Here is a 20,418-nt window from a genome sequence, read left to right on the forward strand (position 1 = left end):
TAGTAAATGTTTTTCATGGTGCATGATTACGTAATACCTCCACTATAAGTTCGAGTTAAAATGAAGAAGCTAAGTGGAGGGTAACATGGTGCAAGCTTACCAGAAATGGAATCGATGTATAGCTAAGCTAGCTATGTTAGTCAAAATAAAAACACTTAGACTACTGATCAGTCTAAGTGTGAATCCATTGTTTATTTAAGTTGTGTTGAAAATTCGAGATAATCCATCAATGAACGACGCTTTATCTCTTCTTCCATTAATTGTATAAATTCATAACTAAGTCTTAGTTCTGTGGCTTTTTTGTAGGATTCAATTAATAATTCATCAGATAAGTTTTCCAAGACTTGTCCCTCCAATAGATATGCTCTCCTACACGCTATAGATAATGTAGCATGAAAATATAAAACGGACAACTACCCACTTATCTACATTAACTTGTAGATAAGTTGTGCATAATTAGGTTGATGACAGAGCAAAGCTTGTTAAAATGAGTGTGGATGGTGTGAATAAAGTTATCCACAATGCGTTAGGGTGTAGCAATTTGTCGAACGATTTTACGTATACTAAGGGAAAATCATGTTAAATTAAGACTTTTTGTCGCAATCTATGGTATAATTTCTTTTTTCTACTTAATAGTCTTTGAACAAAATAAGAAAATTGTTTATGATAAGGAAAGAATATCTATATTAAAAAATGGTAGAGGTGGACTTAATTGCTGAAAAAATTTATGCCAAATGAACATGTGAAACGTGTTTTGGATATAAATCCTCAAAAATTACGTGAGATGGGAATTAAAGGTGTCATTACAGATCTTGATAATACGTTAGTCGCTTGGGACGTAAAAGATGCTACTCCAGAAATAATGGAATGGTTTAAAAAAATGCAAGAACATGATATAAAAGTGACGATTATTTCAAATAATGAAGAGAAACGAGTAAGTACGTTTTCTGAACCGTTAGAAGTGCCGTTTGTGTCTAGTGCTAGAAAGCCACTTGGGCATGCATTTAAACGAGCAGCTAAACAAATGGGATTAAAGAAAGAAGAAATCGTAGTAGTTGGCGATCAATTGCTTACTGATGTTCTTGGTGGAAATTTTGCAGGATTTCATACCATTTTAGTCGTACCTATTGTTGAGACGGACGGTAAAATTACGAGGATGAATCGAATGATTGAAAGACGTATATTAAATCAGATGCGGAAAAAAGGCATGATCACTTGGGAGGAAAAGTAATGGATAAGATTTATTGTGAAGGTTGTGGAGTAGAAATCCAAACCGAAGATAAGACAAAGGCAGGATATGTACCAGCAAGTGCATTAAAAAATGATCCTATTATATGTCAGCGTTGTTTTAGGTTAAAGCATTATAATGAAGTGCAAGATGTTGAATATACAGATGACGATTATTTACGAATGATTCATCAAATAAGCGATACTAATAGTTTGGTCGTAAAAGTAGTCGATATTTTTGACTTCAACGGTAGCTTTATCAATGGTTTACAACGATTAACGGGGAATAACTCTATTATTTTAATAGGAAACAAAGTGGACCTCTTACCAAAATCTACTAATCAAAATAAGCTTATTCAATGGATGAAGAAGACAGCTAGTGAATATGGATTAAAAGTACAAGAAGTATTTTTAGTGTCAGCAGCAAAAGGACAAGGCTTTGATAAGGTAGAGGCTGAAATAGAAGTAAGAAGAAATGGTAAAGATGTCTATGTTGTCGGATGTACAAACGTTGGAAAATCAACCTTTATTAATCAATTGATCAACCGATCAAGCGGTGTGAAGGATGCAATTACAACATCTTATTTCCCTGGTACTACATTAGGGTTTATTCAAATTCCGTTAGATGAAACAACAGCTATGTATGACACACCTGGAGTGGTGAATCGCAGGCAGCTTGTTCATTATGTTACGGATAAAGATTTGAAAGTAATCACACCAAAGAAAGAAATTAAACCGAAAATTTATCAATTACAAAATAAACAAACACTCTTTTTCGGCGGTTTTGCTCGTTTAGATTTCGAAAAAGGACTCAAACAATCATTTGTATGCTATTTCTCTAATTTATTATTGATTCATCGTACGAAACTAGAGAATGCCGATGAGTTTTATGAAAAACATGTAGGTGATCTTTTACAGCCTCCAAGTCCTGCAACACTTGAGCAAATGCCAGCTTTAGTTAAGCAGACTGTAAAAATACCGAATGAAAAGACGGATATCGTTATACCTGGTCTAGGCTGGATTACTGTAGCAGAAGGTGGAATAACCGTTTCTATTCATGTGCCAAAAGGTGTGCAAATTTCATTACGACCTGCTTTAATTTAAATAAAGATGTGAAAGTAGTACAGGGAAGGGGATAAAAATGGGATACCAATTAGGATTAATCGGACATCCAATTAGTCATTCGCTATCACCTTGGATTCATCAACAATTTTTGGATTTAGCTGAGCTTGATGGGGAATATAAATTATATGAGGGATCTCCTGATAGATTACCTCAATTGTTAGAGGAATTAAAAGCGAAAAAGATTAACGGCTTTAATGTTACTGTTCCATACAAGCAAGTAATTGTAGATTATTTAGATGAGATTGATCCAGATGCAGAACTTTTAGGCGCTGTTAACACAGTCGTTTATTCAAATGGCAAGTGGAAAGGGTATAGTACAGATGGTGAAGGGTATGTCCGTTCATTGATAGAAACATTCCCTAATCTTTTAACTAATCAAACATCTGTGTTATTATTAGGTGCTGGTGGTGCTGCACGTGGCATTTATCGGGCATTGAACGGACAAGGGGTTGCAAAAGTTGATATTGCTAACCGTTCAAAAGACAAAGCTGAACAACTTTTATCTTTACGTATAGATGAAGTCGATTCTAATGTAATAAGTTACCAACAAGCAGAGGAACAGCTTGCTGAATATGACTTGATTATTCAAACAACTTCGGTTGGGATGAAACCAAATGTAGAAGAACAAGTGATTCAGTTGGATAATATTCGTCAGGATGCGGTAGTAAGTGATATTGTCTATCAACCGATAATGACGCAATTTTTGCGTGACGCAAGTATGCGTGGTGCTAACATTCATCATGGTCATGCAATGTTGTTATATCAAGGAGAATTAGCATTTGAAAAATGGACAAATAAAAAACTTGATGTTACGCATTTAGTACAAAAATTAGAAAATAAATTAAGAGGTGAATGAATTGACTTTAACTGGAAAACAAAAGCGTTTTTTACGCGCACAAGCACATCATTTGAATCCCATCTTCCAAGTTGGAAAAGATGGTGTGAATGACAATATGATTAAACAAATTGCAGAAGCATTAGAGAAAAGAGAATTATTGAAAGTTTCTGTCCTACAAAATTGCATGGAAGATAAAGATGATGTAGCAGCGGCTATCGCAGACGGTGCGGAGGCACATATTGTACAAGTTATCGGAAATACAATTGTATTATATAAAGAATCAGAAGAAAACAAAACCATAACGTTACCATAGAAATGGTGGTGGAAAGTGTGAAGCGAGTTGGTTTGTTCGGAGGAACGTTTGATCCACCACATTATGGTCATTTATTGATGGCTGAACAAGCTCATCAACAACTAAACTTGGATGAAGTATGGTTTATACCATCTTATCTGCCTCCACATAAGAGTGAAGCAAAAACAACGGCAGAAGATAGGGTAGAGATGACTAAAGCTGCGATTGAAGATAATCCTGCTTTTAAAGTGAACACGATTGAAGTGGAACGAGAAGGAAAATCTTATACATTAAAGACGATTCAAGCGTTAAAGGCACAATATCCAGACTATCAATTTTACTTTATTATTGGTGGAGATATGGTGGAATATTTGCCGAAATGGCATCAAATTGATCAGCTTATTCAATTAATCACTTTTATTGGTGTGGATCGTCCTGGATCATCGACGAAGCATGTCGTATATCCGGTGGAAATGATAGAAATGCCATCTTTAGACATCTCCTCCACGATGATTCGCGAACGAATTAGTGCAGGACAATCCATTAAGTATTTAACACCAAAAGAAGTAATTACCATTATTAATAAAAATTCGTTATATTCATAAGATGTAATAGTCCTTCTTTTCTCATTTAGGGAGCGTGGAATGAGTGGAGCAAAAAAAAGCATTAAAGATAGTAGAGAAACAACTTACGAAAAAAAGATACGATCATACTGTACGTGTAATGGAAACAGCATTAGACTTGGCAGCACACTACGAACTTGATACAAAAAAAGTGGAGCTTGCTGCCATTTTCCATGATTATGCGAAATATCGCAATCCAGAGGAAATGAAGCGTTGGATTATCGAGGAGAAATTACCACAAGATTTATTGGATTATCATCCTGAATTATGGCATGGGCCAGTTGGTTCGAAAATGATCGAAAGAGAAATCGGTATTGGTGATCCTGAAATACAAAGTGCTATCTATTGGCATACTACAGGTAAAAGGAATATGAGCCTTTTTGAACAAGTTATTTTTATTGCGGATTACATTGAGCCTGGTCGTGACTTTCCAGGAGTAGATGAAGTAAGAGAGGTTGTTTACAAGGACATTGATCAGGCATGCTGGACGGCAGCACGAAATACGATTCAATTTTTAATGAGTAAAAACCAGCCGATTTATCCTGACACATTTCAGTTATATAATGAAAAATTAGGGAGGAACATGAATGGAAGATAAACAATTATTAGATTTAGTAACAAAAGCGTGTGATGATAAGAGAGCAGAGGATATTGTTCTATTAGATATGCAGAATGTATCAGTAATTTCTGATTATTTCTTAATCTGCGAAGGTTCGAATGAGCGACAAGTCCAAGCAATCGCACGTGAAGTGAAAGATGTTGCAGAAGAAGCAGATCTTCATGTAAAACGAATGGAAGGCTTTGACCAAGCAAGATGGGTATTAGTTGATCTTGGCGATGTTGTTTGCCATATTTTCCATCGTGATGAACGCAGCTATTATAATTTAGAAAAACTGTGGGGAGATGCTCCTCAGCTAGAAGTGAACTTATAAAAAATGGCATACTCTAAATTAGCCTATGTATATGATATATTGATGGATGACGCTCCATATAATGAATGGCAAGGCTTTGTCGAACATTTTAGTGAGCAGCGAACGAAGATGCTTGACCTTGGATGTGGTACAGGCAGACTAAGTCATCAGTTTGCTGAAGCAGGTTTTTCGGTGACTGGCGTGGACTACTCTGAAGACATGCTAGCTTATGCAGAATCCAATACGACCAACGTACAATATATTAAGCAAGACGTACGCTATCTAGAAGGCATGAGTGATTTTGATATAGTTGTTAGCCTTTGTGATGTGATTAATTATATTACGACACCAGAAGACTTAATGAAGGTATTTACAGGTGTTAGAGAAGCTTTAGTTGATGATGGATTATTCATCTTTGATGTTCACAGTCTGAAGCATTTTGAAAAAGATATGGTCGGACAAACATTCGCTGAAATTTATGATGATATTTCTTATGTTTGGTTTTGCGAACAAGGAGAAGAAGCGGGTAGTGTTGAGCATGATCTTACTTTCTTTTTATTAAATGAAGAGACAGGCCAATATGAACGATTTGATGAACAGCATAGTCAACGAACCTTTGCTGTAAAGACGTATGAGAAGCTGCTTAAACAGGCTGGATTTAATTCTGTTCGAGTTTATGGAGATTTTTCAGTAGATGAATCAATGGACCTGGAAGATAATCAGCGTATATTTTTTGTATGTAAGTAGGGATAGACCATATTTGGTTTATCCTTTTTTAGTATGGTGAAGGTTTAATTATTTGACCTTGATTCTGCTATCCTTTATTTTAACACTGTACATAATAATTCTTCATGTCGATGATAATTAAAGGAGGAAAGCAAAATGTCAAAACGTGTACTAATGGTTGTCACAAATCACACAACAATTACGGATGATCATAAAACAGGATTATGGTTAGAGGAGTTTGCGGTTCCGTATTTAGTATTCAAGGAAAAAGGCTATAAGGTTACCGTAACAAGTATTGAAGGTGGAGAAGTAGCGTTAGATCCTAATAGTATAGAAGATCATGCAGAATGGAAAGCAGCAGAAGAAGAATTGACATCAACCGTAAAATTAACGAAAGAACATGCTAATGGTTATGATGCAATCTTCTTACCAGGTGGTCACGGAACGATGTTCGACTTTCCTGATAACGAAACATTACAATACGTATTACAGCAATTTGCTGAGGATGAACGTGTAATTGGATCTGTTTGTCATGGCCCTGCAGGAATTGTTAATGTAACATATAAAGATGGATCACCATTAGTGAAAGGGAGAAAGGTTACAGCATTTACGGATAGTGAAGAACTAGAAATGCAATTAGATCAACATATGCCTTTCTTATTAGAAACTAAAATTCGTGAAAAAGGTGCTGACTTCCAAAAGGTTGAAAACTGGACCGATTTCTCTATTAGAGATGGTAATTTGATAACTGGACAGAATCCACAATCTAGTCGTAGTACAGCTGAAAAGGTTGTCGAAGCATTAGAAGCATAACTAAGAAAAGAGAGGGACACGCTTTTTTAGCATGTCCCTCATTTTTTTCTTATTTTGATATACGTGATAATCCGGCTGTTTTGAGCCTTTGATTAGAAAGTTCCTTCATTTTATGGTGAAAATACCCAGATTTAATTAGAGCGATCTCACCAATAGCAAACTCTGTACCAGGAGACGTATTAATCTCGAATAAATAGATACTTCCATGTGGATCAATACCGACATCTATCCCTAAGGAACTTAAATTTTTGCCTGTAGTTTCTTCTATATGAAGCGGGAGGTTTTCACCAATTTGTATGATTTTCTTATTTATTTTCTCCAAGTTGTCAGGATAATTCACTTGAAGGAATGAAGATAACTCCGCTACATAACCGCCTTGAGCTACATTTGATACGACTTTTTGTTTGCCAGCAATACGAACCAAATTAACAACTGTTTCCCACTCTCCATCAACATTTTTCTCTAAACGAATACGCACATCAAATGGTTTCCCGTTTTCATCAATTGTTTCAATATACTTTTGACAAATATATTTCTTCTTAGAAATGAGGCTATAAAGGAATTGATAGAATTCATCATATGTGATTCTCTTTTCCTCTGTTTGATAAACGCAAAGAAATTCTCCATTTTCTAATTTAGTTACTTTATAAATGTTTTCGCCTTTCATTCCACGACTAGGCTTTAAAATGATGGTTGAGTGTTTTGCTAAGAAGTTCATAATATTTTCAGGTTGATTCGTCGTAATGTATGGTATCACAATATCTTTAAACATATCACTGGATTTAATTAATCTGTATTGTTTTGTTTTCGTACCAATCAAATCATTAGAGAGTGTACTCATTTGTCGTAAATAGTTCGTAACTTCTTTATGCCTAAAACAAAGTGTTGCTACATCATTAAAAACTGGGATATTGACGACTTTTGAATGCCATTTATCATTAATCAGTATTTTTCCTGTTACTAGATGATTCTCCATATCTACTTGTTTCGGTGTGTAATAGATCATGGTTAAACCGTAATGGGCACAAGCCTTCGCTAATAATTTATGAAATTCATTTGGTTTTTTAGGGTTCCTGACACAACCTACATATTGTTTTGGTTTATCTTTTTTGAAATTAAATAGCGAATTAATTGGAAACATGTTTTGGGACCTCCTAAAGTCTAAAATATGTAAAACTCTAGATGTTCGTTTGGATGTCGAAATAATTAGTAGCTCGGATACCCATATTATAACTCTTGAAGTAAAAATTAAACCTATTTAATCACTTTTTAATCGAAATGAAATTAGTGTGTAAAGTTAGTAAAAATATTTCGAAAATTTAGTGCCAGACTTTGTGCACGCTACTGTATCTATATGTTGAAATGCAGTAATTTAATTTAGGTCGTTCTAAATTAAAAAGCTGTAACATTAGTTAATGAGCTGAATAAACTGACTATGTATAAACACCCAGGGAGTGATTTGTATGTATTATCAACAATCTTCACATATTAATGAACATCATCACCATAATCATATAAAGAATATGTGTAAGGAATATCAACTATATTTTATGGAGATTCAAACGATGGACGGAGCGACATTAGAAGGAATAATAACAGATATAGAAGAAAATGCGGTAATCTTGCTTATACCAGTTGGTGAAATGGAGAGGTTTGACCAAGAAGATCGCCAATATGGTTATGGCTATGGCTATGGTTATGGTTACCCTAGAAGGTTTAGACGCTTTAGACGATACCGACTACCATTCAGTTTTATTCGTAGTCTGTTTTTCCCTTATTATTACTTCTATTAACAACGTCCATAGTGAAATAAGTATATAAAACAGTGACAGATTTCGTGATGATAAGAGAAAATACTGATCTTGACGAACAGAAGTAGTAGATCCTGCTTTATGGAAGTTGCTTAATGAAGGGGAATAACTAATAGTATTTCTGATAAGTGGATAACTATAATTGAAAGTCAGCCGCTGGATATAACAAGTGTACCATCTACTCAAGCATTGGCCATTTTGTGATATTTTCCATAGTGACATTTACGCACTCATTATCAAAGAGATTGAGAAAATGGCATTGTTTTCAACTTCTTTTCAGATTCTTTAAGTTTAACTATTATAAAAAAACTGCACCTCCAATTGTTAGATTGTGTCTACAATTGGGGTGCAGTTCAATTAGAGGCTTTTTCGTGTAAAGTGACTTAATAGTTAGTGAAGCTAGTTCCTACAATAATTAAAAGAATAAACAAAACGACGATTAATGCAAAACCACCGCCATAACCGTAGCTGGACATTTTCATCCTCCTCTCATGAAACTGAGAAAAAGTATTGCTTACGTTTTATCAGGGTGTAAACGTCTGTAATACCTTCACTGTAAGTTTCCTGATAAGTTTCGCTAACAATAAGTGGGAGTGTAAAACTCCCGCTGATTGAAGTCTCACTTTATTGTATACAAGTTCCTAAAAAATGATTGGGTTTATTCAGCGGGAAACTAACACAATTTGAGGATTGTAAAAGAGGAGGAAAGGAAAATTACGCCTCGACTTTTTTCCCGTTTCCAACCAAGATAATAAAAATAATTAAGAATATAGCACTTATAAAATAGAAAAAGCTAATTGATGACATAAATTCAATAAATAAGCCACCGAAGGATGGGCCAATCAAACTTCCAAAGCTGAAAAACACACCACATAATAAATTTCCTGTTGGTAATAGCTCTTGAGGGGTTAAGTCTGTCATATATGTAATGCCTAAAGAGAACATGGAACCAACAAACATACCTACTAACAGTAAGCAGATAAATAAACCATAAAAAGAATGTTCCACGATGCCTGCTACTGAAAAACAGATAAAGCCTAGCAGAAGTACAATACTTAATATTTGTTTTCTACCAAACCTATCACTTAGCATACCAAGGGGCAGTTGAAAGATAATAGCGCCAATTGCAAAGGCGAACAAGAATGCAGATACATTTTCAACGGGTATTCCAATTCGTAGTGCATAAACAGGAAAATTCCCGTTTAGTGATGTTTCTAAAAAACCATATGTAAATGGTGGTAGAAATGCTACCCAAGCATATTTTGCCGCTTGCTTAAAGCGTTTAAACGTATTTCTAAATGAACTAACTTGTACATCTTGTTCTGGTAGTTCATTTTTCAATGCAAATAAAAATAACCAACCAATAAGACTTAAGCAAGAAGCAAGAATGAATGGTAAGCTTTCACTAATGTTTACCAGTGAAACCATTAATGGGCCTACAGCAAATCCTATTCCGAAAAACAGTCCGTAAATAGCAATATTTCTTCCTCTTTTTTTCTTCGGTGAAAAGGAGGAAATCCATGTTTGTGCACCAAAATTAAGTGCATGGTCACCAATCCCTATGAATAAACGTAAAATAAACCAAAACCAGAATGATTGCCATAATGGAAACAATGCTAATGAAACAAGTACAAGTAATCCACCGAATATTAATAATGGTTTATAGCCAAACCTTCTTAGTGGCTGCTCCATAAAAGGAGAAACTAATAGAACACCAATATATAAACCTGTAGCATTTAATCCATTTAGAAAGGAAGAAACACCACTACTTTCAAAGATGACTGCAATTAATGGTAATAGCATCCCTTGGCTAAAACCAGAAACAGCAACAATACAGACTAAAATCCAAAACCTAAATCGATTTTTCTCCATGTAATCCCTTCACTTCCTATGTACAAAATTGTTCCTCTCACAACAAAAGCAATCCTAACAATTGATAGCAGATTGATTATTTGTTGCGGAAGATAGTCTCCAACATTTGCTATTATATACATTTTCCATAATGAAATAAACTATCTACTTTCCTTTTTCTAATAAAAAATTGGTTGTGTACGGAAATATTCATCACGGTGTAAACGTCCGTAAAACTTCTACTGATGGAACTCTCATTTTATTTTGGATTCGTTCGAGTTAATGGATAAGTTGATCAACTAGATTTGTGTGAAAAGCTGTTGTATCATAACTATATTGTATTTTACATACTGTTAGATTCTTTTCTGAATAATTAATTAAAAATAAGAGGCGATATAATGGATAATATAGGATTAGTATTAGAAGGTGGAGGAAGTAGAGGTGTATATACTGGTGGTGTCTTGCAATATTTAATGGAGCAAGAACTTTATTTACCATATGTAATAGGAGTTTCAGCGGGAGCGTGTAACGGTTCTTCATACGTAGCAAGGCAAATAGAGCGGAATAAGAAAGTAACCATCGATTATGTTAGTCACCCGAATTATTTATCATTTCGTAATTGGGTAAAAAAACGCGAATTATTTGGGATGGATTTTATATTTGATACATTACCCAATGAATTAGTGCCATTTGACTTTGAAACATTTAAAGACACAACGCAAGAATTTGTCGTCGGTGTAACCGATTGTGTGACAGGTGAACCATTGTTTTATCCTAAATCAACCCACGCAGATGACATGCTTACACTACTTCGTGCATCAAGCTCATTACCAATGGTTGCGCCTGTAGTAGAATTTGATCATTTATCCTTAATGGACGGTGGTATTGCAGCTCCTATTCCGATTCAACAATCAATTAAAGATGGTAACAAGAAAAATGTTGTTGTATTAACAAGAAATAGAGGTTACTATAAGAAGCCTCAATCGGTTAATTGGTATATAAAGAGGAAATATCGAGAATACCCTGGCTTGTTACGGGCAATGGAAAAAAGACATACTGATTATAATGACACATTAACGTACTTGTTTGAGGAAGAAAAGAAAGGAAATGTGTTTATTATTGCGCCAGCAGAAAAATTAACGGTCGGTAGAATTGAAAAAAATCAAGCTAAATTAACAGACCTTTATCAAAAAGGGTATCAAGATGTGAAAAAAGTTGGAGAACAGTTAAAAGAATTTTTACAGTAATAGATAAACCTCTCTTGGCCTAACTAACAAGGAGAGGTTTATTATTTGATTAGTGCATTTTTGACATCTATAGCGAGCTCCATTTTCTTTAATGTGTGATAATATTCATCCGTAATATCTGCTTTAATTGGATGTTCTGCCTCTTTTAAATAGTGGATAATTTTCCAATCGTTATACCAATCATTCATTTCCGCAGGCTTTTGTTCGAGCGTACTCCATGCATTCTCTAATAGCGGGCTATAATACTGACTGGGATGCTTTTTTTGTTGATAATCATAGTAGAACATGTCTGGCATAAAGTCATGGCGTGAGCCTGTATGTGGAACCTCAAGTGCTAGTTGATAAATGGATAGAAAATATTCTTCATCAAATAACAAGTGGTATAATCGTTTACCGAGTAATATGCGTTCCTCTAGAGAGCTAAAGTGATGCACGGTTTGACCGATGAAATATCCTGGTTTATACGGGAACAGAATATGACTTAACTCTAATAAATCTTGGGTTTTTTCTTCTACAGTTTCTAAGATGGTTGCTTTGTTATTTTTATTTTGAATTATTCTTTTCTCAATATAACTTTGTTCATTAATAATAAGTGCAATCGTAAGAAGACGGGGATTCTTATAGTTGACGTACTGTTCCCAGATAACCTTCATAAAACGAGAAACGCCAAAATGAGGAAACAAATGAAATAAATTTGTCCCTGACTGAATAGATTTTTCGAATAAAAGTAATTGTGGATAAGCATCTTGAAAGATTAGCCAGTTTGCTCGTTCTAAAACGGAAAAGAAGTATTGTTTTTGTTCTTCTGTGAGTAAGTTTCCAAGTAGAGATCCTTGTAAATCAGTCATATTCCAACCGGCATTACGTGATACCATATGTGCAAGAAAGGACCATTCTATAGCTCTGTTACGATTGAAAAAGTCTAAATAAGAAGCCGTTCTAGTTAAGTTGTTACGATTATTCTTACTTGTTTGTCGCTTTATTTCATGGACCAATTTCACTTCTTTATCGGTTAGAGTAGCTAGAGAAGAAGTGGAATTTTCTTCGTGTTGTAGTGCTTTTTTTATTCGTTTTAGTTCTTCGGCTAACATCATCTAATTAAGTCCTCTCATTAATATACATACCTCTAAGTTACCTTATTAATTGAATTTTATGCGAAAGAGGATGTGGTGGACTGATGAGTTGATTTAACAAGGTGTAAACATCCGTATTTAAATGAAGTTGCAACTAAAAGAGGGAATATTGATAATATGATTGATTATAGTCTATTAAAATTCCCAGTATAGTTATAGTATGAATGAAAGAAATAAAGCATAGGCTATAATAAGTTAATTTTGGAAAATCATCACAGGTATTTTTGTTTGTGCAAATGAAAGCACTTACTCTTTTGAATGGTATTTTTCATCACGGTGCATGAGTCCGTAAAACCCCCACTTCAAGATTCGATTGAAAACGAGGAAGCGAAGATGGGGGATAAACGGACGCTAACTCCCACTGATTGAAGTCTCACTTTATAACTATGAATTTGTAGGGATAATGGGAAGAACAATACGCTAGACATAAAGAGAGCGAATAATTTGTTATGACTCACTAACTTTTTCAAAACAAATAGATATGGAGAGGAGTGTGAGAAAGGGTGGGGAAAACGACGTTTGTTATCTTTGTATTAGCTGGAATTCTATTATCATTTATCTTATTTGTTTATATTCAAAGCTGGCGAGGTTTTTACAATAAAGAGGGTAATCATTTCCGTGAAAACTTGTATCAATATCGTAAAACATTATACGTTTTATTTATAACGAGTTTATTTATTTTATGGGCAATGGAAGTAGTTACTATTGATGATTGGCAACGTTTAGCTGTATTAGCTGTTATTATAATATTTATCGATATTTTTGTATTTTCGACACCAACAATTAAAAGCATCTGGAAAACGGAGTTTCAATCCTACGATCCGTTAAAAACTTATATACGAGAAAATACTTATATGGAAGAAAGACAACAAAATAAATTAAATTATTTCTCTCAACTATTACAAATTACTCCTTTAATTAAGGCAGATATTGATCAAAAACAACTTTCTTTTCCATATGCACTCGATTTATTTCTTAGTTATTACGCAAATACGTTTGGTTTACGTGTTCATCTTTACGAAGCAAAACAAAAAGAGAATGAATTGAATGCTGAACCTATGGATGAATTTTTTAAAACTATCCAGGTGATAAAGCAAACACATACATTAGATTGGGAAAGTATGCCGGATAATTTAACGATGGATGATTCACCTAATGCGGAAGAGAAAATCGTCGAAACGTTGTGGAATGGAGATATCGTTGCGTTAGATCGTGAAGAGAAACATGGTAAAGGTATGGCACATTTATGCCCGATTTTTGCAGCGGAAAATCACTTGTTTATTTTGTTTATTGAAGAGACAAATCAACGCGTATATGAAATGGATGCATTGTTTCTCTCTAATCTTGCTTGTCTTTTCTGTTTTCTTGAAGAGGAAAACTTTGTGAAAGATTAATGAATAAGTAATAAATGAAGTGTCATCCCCGTAAAATGGTGTAGAGTGTGAAAAATCAACGGACGAAAAAGAAGGGCATGAATGGGTGAGGAGGAATTGTGTGAAGACAGTATTAGCTTTTAAGTCAAATATAAACAAAAGGGAGGAACTTAATGATGAAAATGCGAATATACTAAATCAAGAAATGACTCCCTTAAGTGATATTCTGCGGCGGAAAAAATCACCGATTACACAATTAGCAGAAGTATCTAAAACACGCTATACAAAAGATTTGGAGAAGCTAAGACAAAAAGCACTAAAAATGTTATAAGCAGTTGGTGTTCCTTTACTTTCTATTTAGTGTGATAAGGGAGAAGGATTGTATTGTTGTTTATTATGGAAAAAATACAATCTGATAAGAGTGGAAGTGGATGAGGGAGAGATGGTAATACATGGCTAACACGAATAATAGAAGCACCAATCTCATCAATAAAAAAATATCCCCAAAAATTACGCAATGGAAAGGAAAGACTAGAGAAGAGAAACGTCATCAGGCTATGTTAAAAAATATAAAAAAATGGCAAAAGAAACATAGTACTTATCTATAATACATTTTTTCTTTAAATACTTGGTGCTTGAATATATTAATTACTCATTTGTTTTCTTTTTATAAAAAACTTAAGATAGCACAACAGCAGCAATTTTTCGTTTGATTTTTATAAAAAACAAAAAATTCTGAATTCTATCTTGTTTTTTAAAAACAGATAGTGTATGATTACGTTATGGTGATAACTGCATACTTTCTTATCCAGAGAGGCGGAGGGATTTGGCCTAATGATGTCTCAGCAACCAGTCATACGATGACATGGTGCTAATTCCAATAGATAAGAGGATTGACTTTCGTTTGTGATAAAGGCCTTCTTCTTGTAGAAGGTCTTTTTTTTACTGGATAAGATATGCTAACCAAATATCTTTTTATAAGGAGAGGTCTTATGACTACGAAAACAGTAACAGCACCATTTAGAGCAGATCATGTAGGAAGTTTATTACGCCCGAACAATTTACTTGAGGCGAGAAAGGATTTTCAAGAAGGAACGATCACCCAGAAGCAATTACGTGAAATCGAGAATACGGAAATTGCTCGGATTATTGATAAGCAAATTGAAGTAGGATTGGAATTAGTCTCTGATGGGGAGTTTCGTCGTCGCTTTTGGCACACAGACTTTTTAGAGCATTTAAATGGTATGGAGGGATACATTCCTGAGGTTGGATATATTTTTAATGGAGAGGAAGAGACAGAAAGATACAATATTCGTAATATCGGTAAGATATCTTTTAATCCGGAGCATCCATTTATTCAAGACTTCAAAGAATTTAATGCATTAGTCGATGGACGTGCGGTTGCAAAACAAACGATTCCAAGCCCTAACCAATTATTTAATATAGGTATTCGTGATACTAGTATTTATCCAGACATTGAAGACTTTGCAAATGATGTTATCCAAGTGTATCGAGACGCTTTAAAAGCTTTTTATGATGCAGGTGCACGCTATGTACAATTTGATGATGTGTATATTGCTGGTTTGTCATCACCTGATATTCCGTTTAATGATGGAGAATTTACTCGAGAGTATCTGATTGACCTTGCATTACGTGTAGTAAATGGCGTATTGGAAGATAAACCGAGTGATTTAGTAGTTACAACGCATTTGTGTAGAGGAAATTATCGTTCAAATTGGGCATTTGAGGGGAGTTATGATTTAATTGCTCCTACTTTATTCGCAAAAGAAAAAGTAGATGGCTTTTTCTTGGAATATGATGATGATAGATCAGGAGGCTTTAAACCACTTAGCCATATTCCGGAGGGCGGTGCACGAGTAGTACTTGGGCTTGTTACTTCAAAAACTGGTAAGCTAGAAGACAAAGAACAAATAAAAGCAAGAATAGAAGAAGTAACGAAATATGTCCCATTGGAACAACTATGCTTAAGTCCACAATGCGGTTTTGCTTCAACACATCATGGAAACAAACTAACGGAAGAAGACCAATGGAATAAGTTGCGTTTTATCGTAGAGCTTACAAAAGATATTTGGAAGTAAATAATTTGTCAAGCACCCTTCATTTTGAAATGGAGGGTGCTTTTCTTTCTCTATTTCCTCTAATTTTGCGTATACTTCTCTATACTATTCAAATAAATAAAAAAAGATTACAAAAATAGTTTAACGATTCCTTAATAGGTTATAAGAATTGTGAAAGAAAAACATCGTGAAGAGGAAGTGGCAAAATATTAGATATTTTAAATCAAATGGTAAGTGCAATCCCAAATGTTGTTGCTGCACTTTTACTTCTTATTTTAGCTTGGAGCATCGCAGCAGTAGCTAAAGGAATCGATGAAAAAGTTTTTGTGAAAATGGGAGTTCACAAGGGGCTAACAAAAACTAAAATTGCGAAAGATGAGGATCATGGCAAGGATTTATTGACATCCGTTGGTAAAGTAATTAGTTAGTGTAAGTGTCGATAAATTGTTTGAGAAAGTGAAGCCAGCCGGAACCAAAACGGATGAAGAAATCGTTAAGTTATCCACTGTTTTAGCAAATGTTGTATTTGTTCTTATTTTAATACCGATTATCACGATTGCACTTGATGCACTAGGAATGCAAGTGATTGCAAATCCGATTAAATTTGTGTTAAATCAAGTTCTAGCAATAGTTCCAAATATTTTTGTAGCAATCATTTTAGTGTTAGTCGGATACTATTTAGCCAAATTATTAGGCAATCTGTTAATAAATTTATTAAAAGGAACAGGGATTAATAATATATACGGATTGTTAAACTTGAAACAAGAAGGTCAAGCAGTACCTTTTGATCTCGCTAAAATTTTTGGAACTGCTGTAAAAGTATTGGTGCTGTTATTTTTCACAGTAGAAGCTCTGCACTTATTGCATTTAAATGTTCTCAATACAATTGGAGCAGCAATTATTTCTTATTTACCATTCCTAGTAAGTGGTTTGCTTATTTTAATCGGTGGATTGATGGTGGATTTGCACTTTCCTTTGGTATAGGTGGTCGTGAATTTGCGAAAAATCAACTTGCTAAAATAGATAAAAAAATTAATAAAGAAGAATAATGAAATCAAAAGATAAGGTGTGTTTTAGTAAAGTAGGACATCATTAAATAGCGGGAAGGAAAATCCGAACATCAAAGTAATAGTCATGCTTTGATGTTTGGATTTTCCCTGTTCCATTACTTTTTTGTAAGAAAGGATAAAATTAGAGTATTTGTTTAGCGGTGAGCGAGTTTCTTAATCTCCTATTACATAAATTAATATCTGTGGTAAAATGATGGAATAAAAACAATAAATAGAGGTTGAACAATGAAGAGGAGACGTATGTGTATATTACTCGGTTTCTTACTTATTCTATCAATACTAGTGAGGGCGTATTACGATACTAATTATTTTAAAGTAGCAGAACTTCAATTAACAACAACTAAATTAGACAATGGGCAATCTTTTCAAATATTACAAATAACAGATTTACATAATAAGCAATTTGGCACTAATAATGAAAAGCTGATTCATAAGGTGAAAGACATAGATGCAGATGCTATCGTTATAACAGGTGATCTTATTGATCGAAAAACAAGCGATCTGCAGCCAGTATTCACATTAATTGAGCGTTTAAAAGAGATTACTTCACCTATTTATTTCGTATCTGGGAATCACGAATGGGAAAATGAAGAAAAAGCGGCGTTTTTTGCTGGTCTAACTGAAAGAGGTATTCAGATTTTAGATAACCAAAATCAAACCCTAGAAATAGATGGTATAACAGTCAATTTAACTGGTGTAGCTGACCTATCAACAAACCATGATAATATTGTGAAAGCTATGAAAGGAATACATATACAAGATTTTACTGTGTTATTGTCACATACACCGCCAATTAATTCTTACGACGAGTATAGTGATATGATTGATATTGTGTTAAGTGGACATACACATGGCGGACAAATAAGGGTACCATTTATTGGAGCAATTGTCGCTCCTGAGCAGGGATTATTCCCTAAACATCCGGGAGGTTTAGTCTCATTATATGAAAATAAGCAGATATATATAGATAGTGGTCTAGGAACAAGTAATGTACCTATTCGGCTATTTAATCAAAGTCAGATGACATTGATTACAGTGGTGGGGGAGAATAAATGAAACGATTTATCGCTTCTGTTGTAATAGCGTGTATAGTAATGGCGATAGTAGAATTGTATCTTGCGCCGAATTATCTGGTAAAGTCAATTTGTAAGGGGGTGATCTTTTTAGTCATACCTTTTTTCTATATGCGTTTTGTTGGGCATCTATCAGTTAAAACGTTATTTACTGTCAAGTGGAGGAATATGAAGGTACCAATAATATTTGCTGTCGGAGTATCAAGCATTATTTTGTTGTCGTATTGGATTGTCGGGAGATATTTAGATTTTTCGAATGTAACTATTATGCTTGAGGAGAATATGGCTATTGAAAAGAGTAATTTTCTTTTTGTAGCAATATATATTGCAATTATTAATTCGTTATTAGAGGAATTTTTCTTTAGAGGTTTTGCTTTTTTAGCATTAATGGAATATACAACGAAGCAAATTGCATCGTTATTTAGTGCTAGTATGTTTTCGCTTTACCATATAGCAATGATGACAAATTGGTTCTCAATCCCCTTATTTATGTTAATATTGTTCTGCTTGTTTATTGCGGGTTTATTTTTTAATAAATTAGATGAAAAAGTAGGGAGTATATTACCGTCGTGGTTAGTACATTTGAGCGCCAATGTTGCGATTAATATGATTGGTGTGATGCTGTTTGAGATTATTTAGGTGCCATTTGCTTTTTCGTTGCTAATAATTAAGGTTACAATACATATTAGTTGGAAACAAAAAAGGGAGAAATATGCAATGAATATGAAAAGAATATGAAAAGAATGATCATCATGGAAAGTATCTACGCGGTAATAATAGCTATCGTTATTTCTATTATCATGAAAAATGTTCTAATAGGTGTTCTTGGTGGTATAACGATAGGAGCAATCATGATTATTATAATGAGCCTGATTATAAAAAGAGAGAACCGTAAACGTGAGAATGTATAATTTAGTGGGCATCAAGAAATACTATCTGTAACCACAAGGTAAAGGAGATAGATTAATGGATGCACAACGAGCTCAAGAGATTTTAGAAGCTAATGAAATGAAAAATGTGATGTATAATGGTGAGCAAGTATACATTGAACATGTTGATCAAGGAACAGGAAATGTTACTGTCCACCCACTAGATAACCCAGGTGAGAAAATGATGGTTACGGTTGATCAACTTCAGGAACATTAAAGGTGAATAAAGATATTCCCATAAGAAGTAGGAAATATCTCTTCTTATGGGAATGAAAATAATGTCTTAAATAAATTAAAAAAATGCAGGAATTAAATGATTTATATCGAATAATATATATTGAGGTTCTTTTTTAATTAAGAAAGTATGAAAATAAGTCGTATTTTGCGGTTTCCCGGGCAATACTAATGTGAATTAACAAGATTATTTCCACTCAACTAATCGTTTTATTCCTCTAGTCTTTTTGCGATCATTTGTTTATCTTCATGAAATTTATGATGTGTTTGTGTAATCAGATCTTCAAAAAGTCCATTCAAATTCTTCTCTAATGATGCGATGCCGACACCTGTTACGCCACCTGTTACGCACACTTTTTCTATTAATTCATCTAAAGTGAAATGTTTATCTTCTAACAACTTACCAAAACCAATAAACATTTTTTCCAGCAACACGGTTGCATCGTTTGTTGAAATATTTGTTTGTGCAACTGCATCCTTAATGTACCTCTCTGCTAAAAATGCAAAAAAGGCTGGACCACAAGATACCATATCTGAAGTTATTCTCATAACGTTCTCTTCGATTTCTACTGGTTCGGAAAATTGACTGCACTTTTTGAGCAAGATCTCCTTTCTAGCTGGTTCTACTCTATTTCCACATGTTAATAATGTGACACCGCTTAATGAATAGTTCGTAATACTAGGAACCATTCGTGCTACCTGACAATCAATTAATGATTCTATTTCTTCAATGGACATGACGCTCGTTATAGATACTAACAATTGCTTATCAGATAACAGCGGCTTCATTTCTCTTAGTATGTCTACCATATCTATAGGCTTTACACATAAAAAAATCGTATCTACGTGGTTAATTAACGTAGAACTATTTTCTACAACATGTATTTTTGGATATTTTTTTTGAAGCGTATAGGCTTTTTCAATTGTTCGATTCGTAATATAAAGACTCTCTTCGTCTACAACACGTGATTCAAGAAAGGCAGTTACTAATACAGCTCCCATGTTACCAGTCCCGATAATACCCCATTTCATTTTCGCTCGCCTCCTGGATAGTTTCTTACACT

Annotated in this window: 27 protein-coding genes and 1 riboswitch; of the genes, 21 read left to right on the forward strand and 6 right to left on the reverse strand. The window is 34.2% G+C overall.

Annotated features, from left to right (window positions below):
• Positions 1-191: 191 nt before the first annotated feature.
• Entirely contained in the window at positions 192-341 is a 150-nt protein-coding gene (gene sda, locus SH601_RS07820; protein ID WP_319958125.1) for a sporulation histidine kinase inhibitor Sda, read from the reverse strand.
• A gap of 371 nt (positions 342-712) precedes the next feature.
• Here sda and SH601_RS07825 point away from each other — a divergent pair, with 371 nt between their 5' ends.
• From SH601_RS07825 to SH601_RS07865, 9 genes are all read left to right on the forward strand, one after another.
• Positions 713-1,231, forward strand: a complete 519-nt coding sequence (locus SH601_RS07825) for a YqeG family HAD IIIA-type phosphatase (RefSeq protein ID WP_319957737.1) — start codon at positions 713-715, stop codon at positions 1,229-1,231.
• Complete coding sequence (gene yqeH / locus SH601_RS07830; protein WP_319957738.1) at positions 1,231-2,331, forward strand: ribosome biogenesis GTPase YqeH; 1,101 nt, start codon at positions 1,231-1,233, stop codon at positions 2,329-2,331. Before SH601_RS07825 ends, yqeH begins: the two co-directional genes overlap by 1 nt.
• A 37-nt stretch (positions 2,332-2,368) precedes the next feature.
• Complete coding sequence (aroE, locus tag SH601_RS07835) at positions 2,369-3,208, forward strand: shikimate dehydrogenase (protein ID WP_319957739.1); 840 nt, start codon at positions 2,369-2,371, stop codon at positions 3,206-3,208.
• A gap of 1 nt (position 3,209) precedes the next feature.
• A complete protein-coding gene (gene yhbY / locus SH601_RS07840) occupies positions 3,210-3,503 on the forward strand; it encodes a ribosome assembly RNA-binding protein YhbY (RefSeq protein WP_319957740.1) in 294 nt (97 codons plus the stop codon).
• Between the two features lie 17 nt (positions 3,504-3,520).
• Positions 3,521-4,087 carry a nicotinate-nucleotide adenylyltransferase gene (locus SH601_RS07845; RefSeq protein ID WP_319957741.1) on the forward strand — a complete coding sequence of 189 codons (567 nt, stop codon included), beginning with the start codon at positions 3,521-3,523 and terminating at the stop codon, positions 4,085-4,087.
• A 43-nt stretch (positions 4,088-4,130) separates the two neighbouring features.
• Positions 4,131-4,703, forward strand: a complete 573-nt coding sequence (gene yqeK, locus SH601_RS07850; RefSeq protein ID WP_319957742.1) for a bis(5'-nucleosyl)-tetraphosphatase (symmetrical) YqeK — start codon at positions 4,131-4,133, stop codon at positions 4,701-4,703.
• A complete protein-coding gene (gene rsfS, locus SH601_RS07855; RefSeq protein WP_319957743.1) occupies positions 4,693-5,037 on the forward strand; it encodes a ribosome silencing factor in 345 nt (114 codons plus the stop codon). The genes yqeK and rsfS overlap by 11 nt, the downstream gene beginning before the upstream one ends.
• A 3-nt stretch (positions 5,038-5,040) precedes the next feature.
• Positions 5,041-5,763 carry a class I SAM-dependent DNA methyltransferase gene (locus SH601_RS07860; protein WP_319957744.1) on the forward strand — a complete coding sequence of 241 codons (723 nt, stop codon included), beginning with the start codon at positions 5,041-5,043 and terminating at the stop codon, positions 5,761-5,763.
• Between the two features lie 135 nt (positions 5,764-5,898).
• Positions 5,899-6,555, forward strand: a complete 657-nt coding sequence (locus SH601_RS07865; protein WP_319957745.1) for a type 1 glutamine amidotransferase domain-containing protein — start codon at positions 5,899-5,901, stop codon at positions 6,553-6,555.
• 49 nt (positions 6,556-6,604) lie between these two features.
• Here the strand turns inward: SH601_RS07865 and SH601_RS07870 are convergent, their stop codons facing one another.
• Positions 6,605-7,696 carry a YheC/YheD family protein gene (locus SH601_RS07870; RefSeq protein WP_319957746.1) on the reverse strand — a complete coding sequence of 364 codons (1,092 nt, stop codon included), beginning with the start codon at positions 7,694-7,696 and terminating at the stop codon, positions 6,605-6,607.
• Between the two features lie 322 nt (positions 7,697-8,018).
• On the opposite strand from SH601_RS07870, the gene SH601_RS07875 reads away from it, so the two are divergent.
• A complete protein-coding gene (locus SH601_RS07875) occupies positions 8,019-8,348 on the forward strand; it encodes a hypothetical protein (RefSeq protein WP_319957747.1) in 330 nt (109 codons plus the stop codon).
• 401 nt (positions 8,349-8,749) lie between these two features.
• Here the strand turns inward: SH601_RS07875 and SH601_RS07880 are convergent, their stop codons facing one another.
• The gene (locus SH601_RS07880; RefSeq protein WP_319957748.1) at positions 8,750-8,842 is read right to left on the reverse strand and encodes a YjcZ family sporulation protein; all 93 of its coding nucleotides are present in this window, start codon (positions 8,840-8,842) and stop codon (positions 8,750-8,752) included.
• Between the two features lie 238 nt (positions 8,843-9,080).
• On the reverse strand, positions 9,081-10,238 hold the full coding sequence (locus SH601_RS07885; protein ID WP_319957749.1) for an MFS transporter: 1,158 nt from the start codon (positions 10,236-10,238) through the stop codon (positions 9,081-9,083).
• A 377-nt stretch (positions 10,239-10,615) separates the two neighbouring features.
• Here SH601_RS07885 and SH601_RS07890 point away from each other — a divergent pair, with 377 nt between their 5' ends.
• Positions 10,616-11,464 carry a patatin-like phospholipase family protein gene (locus SH601_RS07890; RefSeq protein WP_319957750.1) on the forward strand — a complete coding sequence of 283 codons (849 nt, stop codon included), beginning with the start codon at positions 10,616-10,618 and terminating at the stop codon, positions 11,462-11,464.
• Between the two features lie 41 nt (positions 11,465-11,505).
• Here SH601_RS07890 and SH601_RS07895 read toward each other — a convergent pair whose 3' ends face one another.
• Positions 11,506-12,558 carry a DUF2515 family protein gene (locus SH601_RS07895; RefSeq protein ID WP_319957751.1) on the reverse strand — a complete coding sequence of 351 codons (1,053 nt, stop codon included), beginning with the start codon at positions 12,556-12,558 and terminating at the stop codon, positions 11,506-11,508.
• Positions 12,559-13,100: 542 nt separating this feature from the next.
• Here SH601_RS07895 and SH601_RS07900 point away from each other — a divergent pair.
• The 10 genes from SH601_RS07900 to SH601_RS07945 all read left to right on the forward strand — a co-directional run bounded on the left by SH601_RS07900 (position 13,101) and on the right by SH601_RS07945 (position 19,337).
• The gene (locus SH601_RS07900; RefSeq protein WP_319957752.1) at positions 13,101-13,991 is read left to right on the forward strand and encodes a type II toxin-antitoxin system SpoIISA family toxin; all 891 of its coding nucleotides are present in this window, start codon (positions 13,101-13,103) and stop codon (positions 13,989-13,991) included.
• 100 nt (positions 13,992-14,091) lie between these two features.
• Positions 14,092-14,301 (forward strand): hypothetical protein, encoded by a 210-nt coding sequence (locus tag SH601_RS07905; protein WP_319957753.1) that lies wholly within the window; start codon positions 14,092-14,094, stop codon positions 14,299-14,301.
• Positions 14,302-14,422: 121 nt separating this feature from the next.
• Positions 14,423-14,578, forward strand: a complete 156-nt coding sequence (locus tag SH601_RS07910; RefSeq protein WP_319957754.1) for a hypothetical protein — start codon at positions 14,423-14,425, stop codon at positions 14,576-14,578.
• Positions 14,579-14,771: 193 nt separating this feature from the next.
• Positions 14,772-14,861: riboswitch (SAM riboswitch) on the forward strand.
• 101 nt (positions 14,862-14,962) lie between these two features.
• Complete coding sequence (locus SH601_RS07915) at positions 14,963-16,069, forward strand: 5-methyltetrahydropteroyltriglutamate--homocysteine S-methyltransferase (RefSeq protein WP_319957755.1); 1,107 nt, start codon at positions 14,963-14,965, stop codon at positions 16,067-16,069.
• Between the two features lie 194 nt (positions 16,070-16,263).
• Positions 16,264-16,476 carry a mechanosensitive ion channel family protein gene (locus SH601_RS07920; protein ID WP_319958126.1) on the forward strand — a complete coding sequence of 71 codons (213 nt, stop codon included), beginning with the start codon at positions 16,264-16,266 and terminating at the stop codon, positions 16,474-16,476.
• Positions 16,477-16,492: 16 nt separating this feature from the next.
• Positions 16,493-17,032, forward strand: a complete 540-nt coding sequence (locus tag SH601_RS07925) for a mechanosensitive ion channel family protein (protein ID WP_319957756.1) — start codon at positions 16,493-16,495, stop codon at positions 17,030-17,032.
• Positions 17,033-17,343: 311 nt separating this feature from the next.
• Positions 17,344-18,174 (forward strand): metallophosphoesterase, encoded by an 831-nt coding sequence (locus tag SH601_RS07930; protein WP_319957757.1) that lies wholly within the window; start codon positions 17,344-17,346, stop codon positions 18,172-18,174.
• Positions 18,171-18,830 carry a CPBP family intramembrane glutamic endopeptidase gene (locus SH601_RS07935; protein ID WP_319957758.1) on the forward strand — a complete coding sequence of 220 codons (660 nt, stop codon included), beginning with the start codon at positions 18,171-18,173 and terminating at the stop codon, positions 18,828-18,830. Before SH601_RS07930 ends, SH601_RS07935 begins: the two co-directional genes overlap by 4 nt.
• Positions 18,831-18,943: 113 nt before the next feature.
• Positions 18,944-19,102, forward strand: coding sequence for a hypothetical protein (locus SH601_RS07940; protein WP_319957759.1), 159 nt, complete (start codon positions 18,944-18,946; stop codon positions 19,100-19,102).
• A 55-nt stretch (positions 19,103-19,157) separates the two neighbouring features.
• Positions 19,158-19,337: an H-type small acid-soluble spore protein gene (locus tag SH601_RS07945; protein ID WP_319957760.1), complete on the forward strand. Its 180-nt coding sequence runs from the start codon at positions 19,158-19,160 to the stop codon at positions 19,335-19,337.
• A gap of 227 nt (positions 19,338-19,564) precedes the next feature.
• Here the strand turns inward: SH601_RS07945 and comER are convergent, their stop codons facing one another.
• On the reverse strand, positions 19,565-20,386 hold the full coding sequence (gene comER, locus SH601_RS07950; protein WP_319957761.1) for a late competence protein ComER: 822 nt from the start codon (positions 20,384-20,386) through the stop codon (positions 19,565-19,567).
• Positions 20,387-20,418: the final 32 nt, after the last annotated feature.

The organism is Gracilibacillus pellucidus (assembly GCF_033949965.1).
Taxonomy (GTDB): domain Bacteria; phylum Bacillota; class Bacilli; order Bacillales; family Amphibacillaceae; genus Gracilibacillus; species Gracilibacillus pellucidus.